Origin of the sequence: Pseudoramibacter alactolyticus ATCC 23263 (assembly GCF_000185505.1) — a bacterium.
GTDB lineage: Bacteria > Bacillota > Clostridia > Eubacteriales > Eubacteriaceae > Pseudoramibacter > Pseudoramibacter alactolyticus.
In genome coordinates this window covers 370,118-384,720 of sequence record NZ_GL622359.1, presented here as the reverse complement: position 1 = coordinate 384,720, position 14,603 = coordinate 370,118, and the positions used below count along the sequence as shown (strand labels likewise).

The following is a 14,603-nucleotide window of genomic DNA, read 5'->3' as shown; positions in this document are numbered from 1 at the left end:
CCCCTTGCACTACGCATTTCGCAAAAACTGATACTTCTCAAGCCGCGCCAGACATTCCGTCCGGCCGAGCACTTCCATCATCAACGCCAGATCGGGGCCGTGCATCACACCGGTGATCATCAGCCGAATGGGCATGTAAAGAGCTTTGCCTTTAATTCTTTCAGCCTTATGTTCTTTTTGAATGGCTTTGATGACCGACTGCTGAATGGTTTCTGCCGACCAGATATCCGCCTTTTGAATTTTTTCGACCAGCGCGTCATAAAGAATCGGCACGGTGTCCGCCGACATGATGGCCCGCGCCTCTTCAGAATCGTCCATAACAAAATCCGAATTGAGGAAAGCCGACAACGCCTCCGGCGCCTGGGCGTAATAGGCAATACGTTCTTTCAGCAGCGCTGCCACTTTAACCAGCCAATCCTGTTTTTCGGCAGCGGTTTTTTCATCCATAACCCCCGCCTGAATCAAAAAGGGGGCAATGCCTTTTGCGATCGTTTCATCCGGCAAATTCTTCAGATACTGGCCGTTCATCCAGTTGAGTTTTTCCCGATCGAAAACCGCTCCGGCCTTATTGATTCGCGATGTGTCAAACACGGTCACCAGTTCGTCCATCGTGAAAATCTCCTGATCGCTCTCCGGGCTCCATCCCAGGAGCGCCAGGAAATTAACCAGCGCTTCCGGCAAATATCCCTTTTGCAAAAAATCTTCGACGGATACATCTCCCTGGCGCTTGCTCAACTTTTTGTGATCCGCATTTAGAATATTCGGCAGATGCACATATTGAGGCTGCTCCCACCCGAAGCATTGATATAAATAGATATGCTTCGGTGTCGAAGGCAGCCATTCTTCCCCGCGAATCACATGGGTAATGCCCATCAGATGGTCGTCTACCACGACGGCAAAGTGATAGGTCGGGAAACCGTCTGCTTTGATCAGCACCTGATCGTCCAACTCTTTGGTATTAATGGCAATCGTCCCGCGGACCATATCGTCAAAAGTGATTTCGGTGTCTTCAGGCAGCTTGAGGCGAATCACATAGGGCTCACCGGCATCGATGCGTGTCTGGATTTCTTCCGGCGTAAGATGTTTGCAGCGGCCATCGTAGCGAGGGGTTTCCCCGGCCGATTTTTGTTTTTTCCGCAGATCGTCCAGTCTTTCCCTAGTGCAAAAACAATAATAAGCCTTGCCTTCGTCCAGCAGCTGTCGAATATATTTTTGATAAATCGACAGCCGCTCCGACTGGATATAGGGCCCGCAATCCCCTTTTTGAACCGGCTTGCCGTCTTCGAGCATCAAACCTTCGTCCGGTACAACACCGGTGGTGTAAAGCGCATCCAGCAAATTTCCGACTGACCCTTCTTCATAGCGGGTTCGATCCGTATCTTCTAAACGCAGCAAAAACTGCCCATTATTTTGTTTGGCAAATAAATAATTATAAAGCGCTGTTCGAAGACTCCCGACATGGACATTGCCCGTCGGGCTCGGCGCAAAGCGAACGCGTACCATCGTCAAACCACTCCTTCATCACATTTCAAATTTTATTAGGCCATTATTATAACATTAATACAACCGAATTGATTATTTTTTCGTATTTTTAGCCTTTACCAAGCGTGCATTGCGCCTGAGGACGGCTGCCCCCCGCCAGGCAAGGGATCGTTCACCGAAATTTGTTTCGAAATCCGCTTCGGCTATCTCTGAAAGCATTTCCAAGTCACCATAAGCCTGCGTCGCGGAAATGGTCGCCGCTTTTCGATTGAAAGGACAGCTCCACTGACAATAGTCACAGCCATAAACAAAAGTTTGGATGTGTGTTGCCTCTTCGGGCAACAATCGCTTTTGCTGGGTCAAATTGGAAAGGCAACGCGTGTAATCCAAGGCAAAGCCTTCCCCCAATGCTCCCGTCGGGCAGGCCTTCAAGCAACGATCACAATCACCGCACCGGCAAGGCATCGGCGCCGCCTTGGTAAAAGCCACCGGCAGATCGGTCAAGATTTGACCGATGTTAAAAGCCGACCCATAATCTGGATGAATCAGCAGATTATTTTTCCCGAAAAAACCCAGTCCCGCACGCCAGGCCGAAGCTTTATCAATCAGGCAGCTGTTGTCGACATAGGTTTGAAAAGCATGAGGCTCCGGGCTCAAATCTTTCAGTGCCGCCACCAAAGCAGCCATCTTTCTCCCCACCACCCGATGATAATCTTCGCCGCAAGCCACAGACGCAATGCGTCCCTCGCCCGGCACGGCGGCTCTTTCCGGGAAAAGCGGATAGGGCACGCCAATCACAATCACCGTTTGAACGGTCGGCATGACCGAGCGAAAATCAATGCGTTTTTCCGCTTCAGTACGCACAAACGGGATGGTTCTGCCGTTAGCCCCTTGTCGCGCTTGAAGCCGCGGCAAAAAATTGTTTAAAGGCGTCGGATCGGTTATCCCGATCAGCGGAATATTTAAAGTTCTGGCCAGGGCGCGAATCTGCGCCTCGTCGACAATTGCCAATATGCGTTTACACATAGCCTGACGGATCTTGCGATTGATTCCGGCCTTCGTTTCGGGCGCAATAAGCCTCAAGTGCCGTTTCAATGCGCTCCCAAGCCGTGTCATAGCCGTCTTTTTCCACCGAAGAAAAGGGGATCACATCCTTGGTGGGCAAATGAAAAGTCGCTGCGATATTGTTAAGTGCCTTGCGCTTGCGCATGGCATTAAGCTTGTCAAATTTTGTCATCACCACCATTGGCACCAGGCCATAATAGGTCAGCCAGTTAAACATCAGTTCGTCATCTTCGCTGGGCTCATGCCGGGAATCCACCAGCAAAAATACACCGGCGAGGTTTTCCCGTTTCTGCAGATAGGTCTCAATCATGGCGCCCCATTTTTCCCGGGATTTTTTTGAGACCCGCGCGTAACCATAGCCGGGCATATCCACGAAACGAAACAGATCGTTGATCTGGTAAAAATTCATCGTTTGGGTTTTCCCGGGCTGAGAGCTGGTGCGGGCCAGATTTCTACGCCGAATCAACGTGTTCACAAACGAAGACTTGCCGACATTGGAGCGGCCGAGCAGCACCAATTCCGGCAGGTGATCCTGAGGGTATTGCTTTGATGAAACCGCACTGATGATGATTTCCGCTTTCGTGACATTCATTTTGCCGCTCCAAAAACCAAGTCGATAACCTCATCCATCTTGCTGACAGGATGGATATCAAGCGCTGATAAAACAGAATCCGGCACTTCTTCCAAATCTTTTTGATTTTCTTCGGGAATGATTACCTCGGTAATCCCGGCACGGTGAGCCGCCGTCAGTTTTTCCCGCAGACCGCCGATGGGCAATACCCGTCCCAACAGCGTGATCTCGCCGGTCATCGCGAGATTTTGCGGCACCGGCCGCCCGGTCAGTGCCGAGATAAGCGCCGTCGCCATGGTGATCCCGGCCGACGGGCCGTCTTTGGGCACCGCTCCCTCCGGCACGTGCAGATGGATGTCCTTTTTCGCAAAGAAGTCCGGCTGAATCCCCAGAGCTTCGGCGCGCGAACGAATAAAGCCCATTGCGGCCTTAATGGATTCCTGCATCACGTCGCCGAGTTTGCCGGTGATCATCGTCTTGCCGCTGCCGTCAACCGCCAGCACCTCGATTTCAAGGGTGACCCCGCCGACGGCCGTCCAGGCGAGACCGTTGACCAAACCGATAATCGTTCCTTTTTGAATCTTCTCGTAGCTGTAGCGGTGACTGCCTAAAAATGTTTCTAAATTGCGCACAGACACCGCGATTTTATCCTTATGATTCTCGACGATATCCCGGGCCGCGACGCGGCAGACCTTTGCGATTTCCCGTTCCAGCTCGCGTACACCGGATTCTCTCGTATAATAATTAACAATGTCTTTGATCGCGCCCTTACTCATGCTCACCTGCTGTTTGGTCAGGCCGTGGGCTTCCAATTGTTTTGGCACGAGATAACGCCGGGCGATTTCCTGCTTTTCCTCTTCGACATAACCATTAACCTCGATCACTTCCATCCGATCCAAAAGCGGCCGCGGAATCGTCGAAAGCGAATTGGCCGTCGTTAAAAAGAGCACATGGGATAAATCAAAGGGCAGCTCCAGATAATGATCGGTAAAGGTGCTGTTCTGTTCCGGATCGAGCACTTCAAGCAACGCCGCCGCCGGATCTCCTCGAAAATTCTGACTTATTTTATCAATCTCATCCAACAAAAACAGCGGATTATTGGTTCCGGCCTGCTTGAGATGGTAGAGGATCCGGCCGGGGATCGCCCCCACATAGGTCCGGCGATGCCCGCGGATTTCCGCTTCATCCCCCACACCGCCCAAAGACATCCGCACATATTTGCGGCCCAATGCCCTGGCAATGGATTTGGCAATAGATGTTTTACCGACCCCCGGCGGTCCCACCAGGCAAAGAATGGGGGCCTTCATCGTCCCCGTCAGTTGCAATACGGAAATATATTCCAGAATTCGTTCCTTCACTTTATCCAGCGCGTAGTGGTCCTGATTTAGAATCTTCCGCGCCACGCTCACATCAATGCGGTCTTCCGAAGCGTCATTCCAGGGCAAATCTAAAATCCAATCGAGGTAATCCTGGATAACACCCGCTTCCGGAGAGCCCTCCTGGATCTTTTCCAGGCGACTGATTTCATTTTCAGCCTTGGCCTGCACTTCTTCACTGAGATTTTTATCTGCCACACGCCGCCGGTACTGGTCGATCAGATCTTCTCCGGCCTCGCCGCCGTTCAGCTCGTCTTGCAGCACTTTAATTTGCTCTCGCAAGATATATTCCCGCTGATTTTTATCGATCTCGTCTCGAACCTTTTCCGTGATGCCGCGCTCAATCTGAATCATTGATAAATCACTGACCAAAGTCCGATAAACCAGCATCAAACGTTGTTCACCGTTCGTCTCCCGCAGGATTTCCTGAGCCGCCGACAAATCCAACGTCAAATTGGAGCAGATCAGATCAATCAGATGATCCGGATCGTCGCTCATGCTTAACGCCTCATCAAAATCATTGGGGAGCTTATGCGTTTCCTGCATATAACGCACAAAAGTCGACTTCACCAGCGTTTGCAAGGCTTCACTTTCCTGGGTCATTTCAAATTCGGAGACCAGATAGTGAAACTGTACCGCGAAATAAGGATCCGTCTGAAGATAGGCCTCAATGGCACCGCGGGCCACAACTTCCACCAATACGCGAGCAGCGTGTCCCGGCATCTTGAGCATTTGCTTGATCCGCGTCACACAACCCGCGTCATACAAATCGTCAATTTCGGGTGATTCGGTCTCTGGATTCTTCTGCTCTGCTAAAAAAACCACCTGATTGGCTTCCATCGCTGCTTCCAAAGCCGCCATGGATTTCGGCCGGTTCACATCAAAATGCAAAACCATACCTGGAAACACGCCCATTCCGCGCACTGGAATTAGCGGTAAAGATAATTGGTCGTCATCCGGGCCAACCATCAACAGTTCTGAAGGCGGAATCACATTGTCTTCAGATGCATTTATCTTTTCTAAATTCATATATTTGCTCCTCGTCCATCTGCCACCTGTCTGGTTATTTCGCGATGCGAAAAAAGGCAATCATGGTGATTGCCTTTTCGATCGAGATGAAATTAATTAAGACACATGGGAATCCGTCGCCGATTCAATGGTTTCGGCATCCTCTTTTTCCGTCGCACGATTGCGTTCAATCATCGGTCCGCCTTGATCAATGATCATGTCTTTGGTAATGGTGATGTGTGAAATATCCGACTCTGAGGGCACTTCATACATTAAATCCATCATGACCCTTTCGATAATTCCGCGCAATCCCCGGGCACCGGTTTTTGTCGCCATGGCTTTTTTTGCAATTTCAGACAAGGCTTCCGGCTCAAATGTCAAATCGACATCTTCGAGTCTGAGAAGCTTTTGAAATTGCTTGACCAACGCGTTTTTAGGCTCTGTCAGGATATTAATCAGCGCCTCTTCATCCAAATGCTTGAGCGTCGCAATGACGGGAATCCGCCCGATAAATTCAGGAATCAAGCCGTATTTCAAAATATCGTGAGGAACGATTTTTTCCATCATCGCGTCGTCTTCTTTTTCGACACGGCTTCGAATGGTGGCATCAAAGCCAATCGACCCTTTTTCAAGCCGCTTTGCAATAACTTCTTCAATACCGTCAAAAGCACCGCCGCAGATAAACAAAATATCCTTCGTATCCAGCTGGATGAATTCCTGCTGGGGATGCTTGCGCCCGCCTTGCGGCGGCACATTGGCAACCGTCCCCTCCAAAATCTTGAGCAGAGCCTGCTGCACGCCTTCACCGCTCACATCGCGGGTAATCGACGGATTTTCACTCTTCCTGGAGATTTTATCAATCTCATCGATATAGATAATGCCCTTTTCGGCACGTTCAATATCCATATCGGCTGCCTGCAAAAGCTTGAGCAAAATATTTTCGACGTCTTCACCGACATAGCCGGCTTCCGTTAAAGTCGTGGCGTCAGCAATGGCAAAGGGCACGTCCAAAATTCTGGCCAAGGTCTGAGCCAGCAACGTTTTACCCGAGCCCGTCGGGCCAATCAATAAAATATTGCTTTTTTGAATTTCAACATCATCGTCATCGGTTTCCGCCGCATTGATGCGTTTATAGTGGTTATACACAGCAACCGACAGCGCTTTTTTAGCTTCATCCTGGCCGATAACATAGGTATCTAATGCCGCTTTAATTTCCTTCGGCGTCGGCACCTCCGTATAAAGGATCGGTTCTGATTCGCTTTCGCTGTCGATAATTTCCTGACACAGCGATACACATTCATCACAGATATAAACACCTGGTCCTGCGACCATTCGCTTGACCTGCGCCTGCGTTTTCCCGCAAAATGAACAGCGAACCTGGTTAATGCCGTCGGAATGATCGTAATCTGACATCGCTATTCTTCTCCTTTTCAGCTGCGCCTTTAATCACGGGATGTGATTACTTGGTCTATTAGGCCATAGGTTTTGGCTTCTTCTGCACTCATAAAATGATCGCGATCCGTATCTTTCACAATTGTTTCGAAACTCTGACCGGAATTTTCACTCAAAATCCGATTCAGTTTTTCCTTGGTTTCAAGCAGATGACGCGCATGGATTTCTACGTCGGAGCTCTGCCCCTGTGCACCGCCCAGCGGCTGGTGAATCATGATTTCTGCATTCGGCAGTGCCTGACGCTTGCCCTTGGCGCCGGCCGCCAGCAAAAATGCGCCCATGGAGGCAGCCATCCCATAACACAGGGTCGATACGTCACACTTGATGAAATTCATCGTGTCCATAATGGCGAAGCCGGCCGTAACAGAGCCGCCCGGACTGTTGATATACATAAAAATATCCTCATCCGGATTTTCTGCCTCCAAAAACACCAGTTGCGCCACCACGAGACTCGCTGTCTCGTCGGTGATTTCACCGTCCAAGAAAACAATTCTTTCTTTGAGCAAGCGGGAATAAATATCGAAAGATCTTTCGCCTCTCCCCGTTTGTTCAATCACCATTGGCACTAAATTCATAATATCGATAGCCTCAATTATTCGGCGTCTGCCGGCGCTGCTTCAGCCTGCTGCTTTTCTTTAAAATTTTCAACCTGTTTGGCAGTGTCTACCAGCATATCCAACGTCTTCCGGCGCCTGATGGAATCGACAATATATTCCTTCATGCGGTCATCCAGGGATTCTTTGTATTTATCAAATTCCTGATTAAAAGCCTGGGCATATTCTTTGATTTCATCGTCGGTTTCTTCTTCGGTCGGTTCAATGCCTTCCGCTTTGCCGATGGCTTCAAGCACTAGGTCTGCCTTGATGTTCTTGACGGCATCCGGTGCGATGGATTCTTTAAAGACTTCGCGGCTCTGACCGGTGAATTTAAAATAGTCATCCATGGAGAGCCCTTGTCCGCTCATTTGCTGGCGCATATTGTCAAACTGGCGGTCGACTTCTTCCTCCACCATCATATCCGGCACGTCAATTTCGGCGGTTTCGACGGCGTGTTCAAGCGCCTGCGTGCGTGCCACGTTGAGTTGTGCGTTTTTCTTTTCTTCCGCAATTTTGCTGCGCAAATCGTCCTTCACTTCGTCTAAGGTGTCAAATTCACTGACGTCTTTGGCAAATTCGTCATCGAGTTCCGGCAGCTCTTTGCGCTGGACTTCAACCACGTGCACTTTAAATGTCGCATCTTTACCCTGAAGATCTGCCGAATGGTAGTTTTCCGGGAACGTCACATTGACTTCTTTGTCATCGCCGGATTTTACTCCGACCAGCTGGTCTTCAAATCCCGGAATAAAGGTGCTGCTGCCCAATTCAAGGCTGTAGCCTTCGTCCTTGCCGCCGTCAAAAGTTTCGCCGTCGACAAAGCCTTCATAATCGATCACAACGGTATCGCCGTTAGCGGCTTCCGCTTCGTCATCAGTCACCAAACGGGAATTCTGATCCTGCATTTTCTTCAGGCGTTCTTCAATATCGGTATCTTCAACCGCGGGCTCAAGCACCGGGATTTCTGCCCCTTTGTAGTCGCCCAGGGTCACTTCCGGCTTAACCGCGACGCTCACCACGAAAACAGCACCATCATCGCTGACATCATCCACTTTATCGAGCGCCGGGCGGGTCACCGGTTCAATCTTGGTTTCTTCAATAGCATTTTGATAAGCTTCCGGAAAAGCAAATTCAATGGCGTCTTCCAGAAAAACACCCTTGCCATAGTGCGCTTCGATCACCTTTCTTGGCGCTTTTCCCTTACGAAACCCCTGAACGGTAAAGTGTTTTTTGTTCTTTTTGTAAGACTGATCCATCGCCTTTTGAAAATCATCCTTCGGAATGGACATTTCCAAAGTCACGACGTTTTTTTCATTCTTTAAAATCTTAGCTGTCATTATATCCTCCAACAACAATATTTATGGCTTTTCAATTTTTAAAGTATATCATAGCTATTTTTTTCAATCAAGCCTGAATCTTTGCCAGTTTTGCCGAAAAAACAGCGATTCTCAAACTTATTTTTCTTCTATATTTAGAACCGATGCGGCATCCTCGGCCGCCTGCGTTTTTCGCATCGCCTTCAAATCGTGTTTGCGCATATCGCAATAGTCCGCCAGAGGACAGATATCACATTTGGGATTGCGTGCCGAGCAAATCTTGCGGCCATGCCAAATCAACTGATGATGGGCAGCCGACCAGCGCGACTTCGGGATATTCTTCTGCAATGCCCGCTCGACTTCTGTCACATTCTTTCCTTTTCCCAATCCCAGACGATTGGATACCCGAAATACATGGGTATCCACGGCGATTGCCGGAATGCCAAAGGCATTGCTCATCACCACATTGGCCGTTTTTCGCCCAACGCCGGGAAGAGAGGTCAGTTCCGCCATGGTTTTTGGCACTTTGCCGTCAAAATTTTCCAGCAGCCTATGACAGGTTTTGATGATATTTTTCGCCTTGGTATTGGCTAAGCCACAGGTCTTGATTCTTTCCAACAGCCCCGCTTCCCCCAAAGACAAAATCGTTTCCGGCGTATTGTGTTCCTTATATAATTCGGCGGTCACAATATTAACACGCACATCCGTGCATTGTGCCGAGAGCATGGTGGCAATCAGCAGTTCAAAAGGGCTCGTATGATCCAGACCGCATTTTTGATCCCCATAATGTTCCTGAAGCAACTCTAAAACTTTTTCTCTTTCAGCCCGATTCATTTGGTCTCCTCTCAATTAAGTTTAAGCCTGTAAAAAGATCCCTGCGGAAACCCGCAAGGATCTTTTTTCGCTGTTACTCTCTTTTACTATTCTATTGATTTTTAATTAAGGCCCGTGATCAGGGCGTTTGCGCCCAATCGGCTCATATAGGTTCCATAAATACCGGCAGAAAGACTCCCATATCCGCCAAGGGCCACATTATTCAAATTACCGACCCAAATAGTAGTGGTGAGATTCCCAGTAATCCCGGTGAACCACAAATCCTTCCCAGCGTCAGTGGTTCCCGTTTTTCCAGCCGTCGAATAAACATTGGCTGCGGTCCCTGTCCCGCTGGTAACAACCTGGCGCAAAATGCTCTTCATCGTCGTTGCCGTCGACTGTTTCATCACCTGATGCGAATCGAGATTCAGATCTGACGCTTTAAAAATCGTCGTGCCATTGTCATTTTCCACTTTTGTGATAAACTTCGGCTGATTATAAACCCCGCTATTATTAAAAACGTTAAAGGCTGCCGCCATTTCAATCGGTTTAATCCCATTGCTCATCCCACCAAGGGAAGTCGCCACATTATAATCATTATCGGTGAAAGTGGTGATGCCCATGGTTTTCATCCACTCGATGGAAGTTTTAACACCCATCCGATACATCACATAGGCCGAAGGCGCGTTGAGTGATTGCACGATGGCCGTGGTCAGCGATACCGATGCCCCTTTCCCATGGGACGCCGGCGTCCAGTTGCCCAGACTGAAATGATTGGGCAAGGTTGAACCAGCCGTAAACAATCCTTTATCGATCGCGCCGCTATAATAGAGCGGTTTAATGTTAGAGCCCGGCTGTCTGGCGGTATTGGCCATATCAATCTGCGTGTTGCCACCATAATAGGCGCGGACAGAGCCATCCAAATCCATCGTCACAATCGCGTTCGTCACACTGCTGCCCGTCGGATACCTGCTCTGCGAAATCGACTGTGCCTGCTGCTGCATGCCTGTGTTAACCGTCGTGTAAATTTTATACCCGCCGCTCGCCACTTTTTTGCGAGTGTATTTAATGGCTTCACTTCTGGAAATTCCCTGAGTTTTCATCACAGAAGGTGCCTGTGCCTCTGCATATTGCTGCAACGCTCGATTGACAAACTTTTCGTACCCCGATCTCACTTGATTGTTCAGTGAACTGGAATCAAATTTTGCAACATTAATCTGTGTCGCTTTAGCTGCCTTCGCTTCCTTTTCGGTGATATAACCCAGTTTGGTCATCCGATCCAATACCTGTTCCTGTCGATGCTTTGCTGCTGAATAGTGGGCGTTTGGCGCGTAGGCAGACGGTGCCTGCGGCAATCCTGCCAGCATGGCGCACTCTGCCAAATTGCAACTCCAAATATCCTTGCCAAAATAGGTCTTGGCCGCTTCTTCAATCCCATATGCTGATGACCCAAAATAATATTCGTTCAGATACATTTCCAGAATTTGATTCTTAGAATATTTATCTTCGAGCTGCCAGGCAATGGAAATTTCTTTGAATTTACGATTAATGGAGTCGCCCAGCGTCTGTTCTGTCGAAATATCCGGCAAGAACAACAGTCTCGCTAATTGCTGAGTAATGGTGCTGGCCCCCTGATTGGTTGCATTGCGGCTGACCATATTGGACACCATGGAACGCGCAATCCCAAAATAATCCACGCCGCCATGATCGTAAAACCGACTGTCTTCAATCGAAATCAATGCATTTTTCATATTGTCCGGAATTTGATTTAAAGAAACATACGTTCTATTCTCTGAAAACAGCGATCCAATAGTTTGATTATCTGCTGAAATGATCTGTGTCTTTTGCTTCTGAGAATATTTATAATCGGAAATATCTTGGCGATTATATTGATAGAGTCCGACAACGGCCGCAATGCCTGCCAAGGCCAGAATCAGCAGCACAATCAAAACTTTCATCCAGGTCCGCATGCCTTTTTTCTTTTTCTTTTTGCTCGGCAAACCCATCGGTGTTTTTCCATCGCTGCTGCCTTTGCGTTTTTTCTTCGCTTTAACCGTTTTACCCGAATTGGCTTTTCGCCCCTTCCCGGTCGATCGCTTGGCTTCTGTTTTTTTCTTTGCTGTTTCGCTCATTGTTGTGTCATCTTGTTTTTCTGCTGTCTGCTCCGGCATTGATCTTGATGCCTGTCTTGCATTTCTTCTGGGCAACCCTTGGCGCTTTGGCGCTTTCGATTCATCTTTTTTCCCTGCTGCCGCATTTAAATTTTCAATGGCGGCCCCTACTTCCGGTGCATCGACATTATCCATTTGCTCAACTTGCTTTTCCCAAGGTTCACTGTCAGAAGCATTCGGTATCACATCGTTGTCTGCCGTCATTTCAGGCGTCAATGGCTCTGCCATCCGGGATGTTTCTTCCGCTGTCACCTCGTCGTTTGACGGCACCTTCCCTTTAAAAGAACTAAAAGAAAAATGTTTGGGCGTTTGGCCATCTCCCCGTTTGGGCAGACCTCTACTGCCCTCCGGCTGGTTCGTTATTCCGCGCTTAGTTTTTTCTTCATCCATTTGCTCATCCTTCTATTTTCTTCTCTTATTCACAATTGCCCCGCAATTGGTGCTGCAGGTTAACCAAATCTGATTTTAAAGGCGCATATAAAATATGCTGCCCGGTTTTCGGAAGGGATAATGCAATCGATCGCGCATGTAAAGCCGTCCGTCGAATGCCGTAAGCCCCGTCCGCCGTCGTATTGTAAAGCGAATCGCCAATAATCGGGCAGCCTATTGTGGCCAGATGCACCCGAATCTGATGGGTTCTTCCTGTCTCTAATCGCAGCGCAATCGCCGAAGCCTTTTGTTCGGGAAAGGTCTCGACCACACGGTAATGTGTGATTGAAGGTTTCCCCTCCGGCATGACACAGCGATGGATACCATCTTCTGCCCTGCCGATGGGCAAATCAATGGTGCCGACCATTTCCTCCGGGCAACCATTAACAAAAGCAAGATAGCGCTTCTCCGGTTTTGGAATTAACTGGTGAGATTGCAAATAATGATGAATATATTTGTTCTTTGCAATCACAATCACCCCGGAGGTATCACTGTCAAGCCGTGTCACAAACCGCACTTTTGCGTACTGCCCAGTCGATTCAAAATAACCGGCCACTAAATTCCCCAGCGTATCCAACTGATGACTTTTGGTCGGATGGGTGACCAATCCGGCATCCTTATTCACTGCCAGAATTTCATCATCCTCGTAGATAATATCCACGATCCCCCGAACCGGCCGCACATCGACAGATTCCCTTGGAAGCATCACTTCTATCGTGTCGCCACGGTGAACATCATCCACAAGCCAGCGGTCTTTTCCATTGATCATTAGTCGGCCGTCTCGAATGATTCGGCGCAAAATGCGACTAGAGTATCCCTGAATTTTCTGCAGATAAACGCGCAGCGGCATTACTTCTTCACATTGGTTTTCGTAATGATAGTAATTAATTCCTTTATTATTCACAGTATTTAATTTTATGGTAAAGCCTCGGTTAAATCAATTCATTTTCAAAAAAAATTAAAACTACTCATGCCATATAACCGGTTTGCTTAAAACTAAAATAATCGGCAGAAACCGTACCTCCAACGATAAAATGATCAAGAATCGGAATGCCCATGATCTCGCCGACCTGAACTAACCGATTCGTCAGCGCCAGATCTTCCTCGCTCGGCGTCACATCCCCGGATGGGTGATTGTGCGCCAAAATAATTGCAGAAGCGCTTTGACGTATCGCCGGATAAAAAACTTCCCGCGGATGCACCAGAGAACTATTGAGCGTCCCGACAGAGACTTCCTCGGCTTTAAAAATTTTATGCTTGGTGTCCAGCAATAAAACAAAAAAATGTTCTCGTCTGATGTCCCAAATGACCTCATTTAAAAACGCGGCGACATCGTCCGGATTCTTAACCACGGGAAAATGATCAGGTCGGCGCTGAATACGGTGCCCCAATTCCAGAGCTGCTTTGATTTTACAGGCCTTAGCCACGCCAATACCCTTGAGCACCTGATCGTTGCACAATTCTGAAACCGACGCCTGATACAAACGATTCAAATCATCGTCATAGGCATGGAGCAATTTCCGCGCCAGATCCACCGCGGTCACCCGACGCTCGCCTGAACCGATAATGATGGCGATAAGCTCTGCGCTGCTCATGGTCTTCGCGCCATGCGCCATCATTTTTTCTCTGGGTTTGTCATCTGCTGCCATCTCCCGAATCGTCATGTGCATTTTCATTTTTCCTCTCAGCCTTTCAGCCAATTTATTATTTATTATAGCATGCGCCAAATACCGCGACAACTTTTAATCCCAAGCCTTAAATCCCGGTGCTTGCATCCTTTCCCTTAAATGATATAATAATTCAAAACATTGACGAGATATGGTGGTGATAACATGAAACAGTGCATGGACTCCGAAAATTTGCACAGACGTTTAAAAAAAATTATCGGTCAGGTTCAGGCCATCGACCGCATGATTGACGAAGACATCCCTTGCGAAGACATCCTTGCCCAGATCAACGCAGTCAAATCTGCCACACACAAGGTCGGTCAGGTTGTTTTGGAAGGGCATCTTCATCATTGCGTGCGCGATGGCATCGAACATGGCGATGCGGACAAAACCATTGCCAGTTTTGCCAAAGCCGTGGAACGCTTTGCCAACATGAAATAATTTTAACCATGGCAATCCACTTTCAAGGTGGATTTTTTATGGCTTATTTTCTAAACCGCCGTGGCGATTCGTTCGTTCCTTTCCGATTTCTTTTAAGCGATTCATCCATCCCCCGACGCGCATTCGGATTTCCACTGCACACCAAACTAAAATTCAAAAATATTTTTTCTTTTTATTATTTTTTATGATAATATATTTCTATATAAAGAACTTTATTGG

General features: G+C 48.3%; 12 protein-coding genes. 1 reads left to right on the top strand and 11 read right to left on the bottom strand.

The window, feature by feature from the left end:
* Nucleotides 1-9 precede the first annotated feature (9 nt).
* From gltX to radC, 11 genes are all read right to left on the bottom strand, one after another.
* The gene (gltX, locus tag HMPREF0721_RS01835) at nt 10-1,503 is read right to left on the bottom strand and encodes a glutamate--tRNA ligase (protein ID WP_006597827.1); all 1,494 of its coding nucleotides are present in this window, start codon (nt 1,501-1,503) and stop codon (nt 10-12) included.
* A 72-nt stretch (nt 1,504-1,575) separates the two neighbouring features.
* Nucleotides 1,576-2,508: a tRNA epoxyqueuosine(34) reductase QueG gene (gene queG / locus HMPREF0721_RS01830; protein WP_006597826.1), complete on the bottom strand. Its 933-nt coding sequence runs from the start codon at nt 2,506-2,508 to the stop codon at nt 1,576-1,578.
* Nucleotides 2,501-3,139 (bottom strand): ribosome biogenesis GTP-binding protein YihA/YsxC, encoded by a 639-nt coding sequence (gene yihA, locus HMPREF0721_RS01825; protein ID WP_006597825.1) that lies wholly within the window; start codon nt 3,137-3,139, stop codon nt 2,501-2,503. Before yihA ends, queG begins: the two co-directional genes overlap by 8 nt.
* Nucleotides 3,136-5,523: an endopeptidase La gene (gene lon / locus HMPREF0721_RS01820; RefSeq protein WP_006597824.1), complete on the bottom strand. Its 2,388-nt coding sequence runs from the start codon at nt 5,521-5,523 to the stop codon at nt 3,136-3,138. Before lon ends, yihA begins: the two co-directional genes overlap by 4 nt.
* A gap of 96 nt (nt 5,524-5,619) precedes the next feature.
* Nucleotides 5,620-6,915 (bottom strand): ATP-dependent Clp protease ATP-binding subunit ClpX, encoded by a 1,296-nt coding sequence (gene clpX / locus HMPREF0721_RS01815; RefSeq protein WP_006597823.1) that lies wholly within the window; start codon nt 6,913-6,915, stop codon nt 5,620-5,622.
* A 29-nt stretch (nt 6,916-6,944) separates the two neighbouring features.
* On the bottom strand, nt 6,945-7,529 hold the full coding sequence (gene clpP, locus HMPREF0721_RS01810) for an ATP-dependent Clp endopeptidase proteolytic subunit ClpP (RefSeq protein WP_006597822.1): 585 nt from the start codon (nt 7,527-7,529) through the stop codon (nt 6,945-6,947).
* A gap of 17 nt (nt 7,530-7,546) precedes the next feature.
* Nucleotides 7,547-8,884 (bottom strand): trigger factor, encoded by a 1,338-nt coding sequence (gene tig, locus HMPREF0721_RS01805; protein ID WP_006597821.1) that lies wholly within the window; start codon nt 8,882-8,884, stop codon nt 7,547-7,549.
* Nucleotides 8,885-9,001: 117 nt separating this feature from the next.
* Complete coding sequence (gene nth / locus HMPREF0721_RS01800) at nt 9,002-9,697, bottom strand: endonuclease III (protein WP_006597820.1); 696 nt, start codon at nt 9,695-9,697, stop codon at nt 9,002-9,004.
* A gap of 101 nt (nt 9,698-9,798) precedes the next feature.
* Nucleotides 9,799-12,237: a transglycosylase domain-containing protein gene (locus HMPREF0721_RS01795; protein WP_006597819.1), complete on the bottom strand. Its 2,439-nt coding sequence runs from the start codon at nt 12,235-12,237 to the stop codon at nt 9,799-9,801.
* Between the two features lie 25 nt (nt 12,238-12,262).
* Nucleotides 12,263-13,126, bottom strand: a complete 864-nt coding sequence (locus HMPREF0721_RS01790) for an RluA family pseudouridine synthase (RefSeq protein ID WP_006597818.1) — start codon at nt 13,124-13,126, stop codon at nt 12,263-12,265.
* A gap of 118 nt (nt 13,127-13,244) precedes the next feature.
* Nucleotides 13,245-13,952: a RadC family protein gene (gene radC / locus HMPREF0721_RS01785; RefSeq protein ID WP_242821840.1), complete on the bottom strand. Its 708-nt coding sequence runs from the start codon at nt 13,950-13,952 to the stop codon at nt 13,245-13,247.
* 156 nt (nt 13,953-14,108) lie between these two features.
* Between radC and HMPREF0721_RS01780 the strand changes: the two genes are divergently transcribed.
* A complete protein-coding gene (locus tag HMPREF0721_RS01780) occupies nt 14,109-14,384 on the top strand; it encodes a metal-sensing transcriptional repressor (protein WP_006597816.1) in 276 nt (91 codons plus the stop codon).
* The last annotated feature ends 219 nt before the right edge of the window (nt 14,385-14,603 follow it).

Coding starts and splice junctions, on each gene's coding strand:
- gltX (WP_006597827.1), bottom strand. CDS start 1,503: ATGGTACGCGTTCGCTTTGCGCCGAGCCCGACGGGCAATGTCCATGTC.
- queG (WP_006597826.1), bottom strand. CDS start 2,508: ATGTGTAAACGCATATTGGCAATTGTCGACGAGGCGCAGATTCGCGCC.
- yihA (WP_006597825.1), bottom strand. CDS start 3,139: ATGAATGTCACGAAAGCGGAAATCATCATCAGTGCGGTTTCATCAAAG.
- lon (WP_006597824.1), bottom strand. CDS start 5,523: ATGAATTTAGAAAAGATAAATGCATCTGAAGACAATGTGATTCCGCCT.
- clpX (WP_006597823.1), bottom strand. CDS start 6,915: ATGTCAGATTACGATCATTCCGACGGCATTAACCAGGTTCGCTGTTCA.
- clpP (WP_006597822.1), bottom strand. CDS start 7,529: ATGAATTTAGTGCCAATGGTGATTGAACAAACGGGGAGAGGCGAAAGA.
- tig (WP_006597821.1), bottom strand. CDS start 8,884: ATGACAGCTAAGATTTTAAAGAATGAAAAAAACGTCGTGACTTTGGAA.
- nth (WP_006597820.1), bottom strand. CDS start 9,697: ATGAATCGGGCTGAAAGAGAAAAAGTTTTAGAGTTGCTTCAGGAACAT.
- HMPREF0721_RS01795 (WP_006597819.1), bottom strand. CDS start 12,237: ATGGATGAAGAAAAAACTAAGCGCGGAATAACGAACCAGCCGGAGGGC.
- HMPREF0721_RS01790 (WP_006597818.1), bottom strand. CDS start 13,126: ATGCCGCTGCGCGTTTATCTGCAGAAAATTCAGGGATACTCTAGTCGC.
- radC (WP_242821840.1), bottom strand. CDS start 13,952: ATGAAAATGCACATGACGATTCGGGAGATGGCAGCAGATGACAAACCC.
- HMPREF0721_RS01780 (WP_006597816.1), top strand. CDS start 14,109: ATGAAACAGTGCATGGACTCCGAAAATTTGCACAGACGTTTAAAAAAA.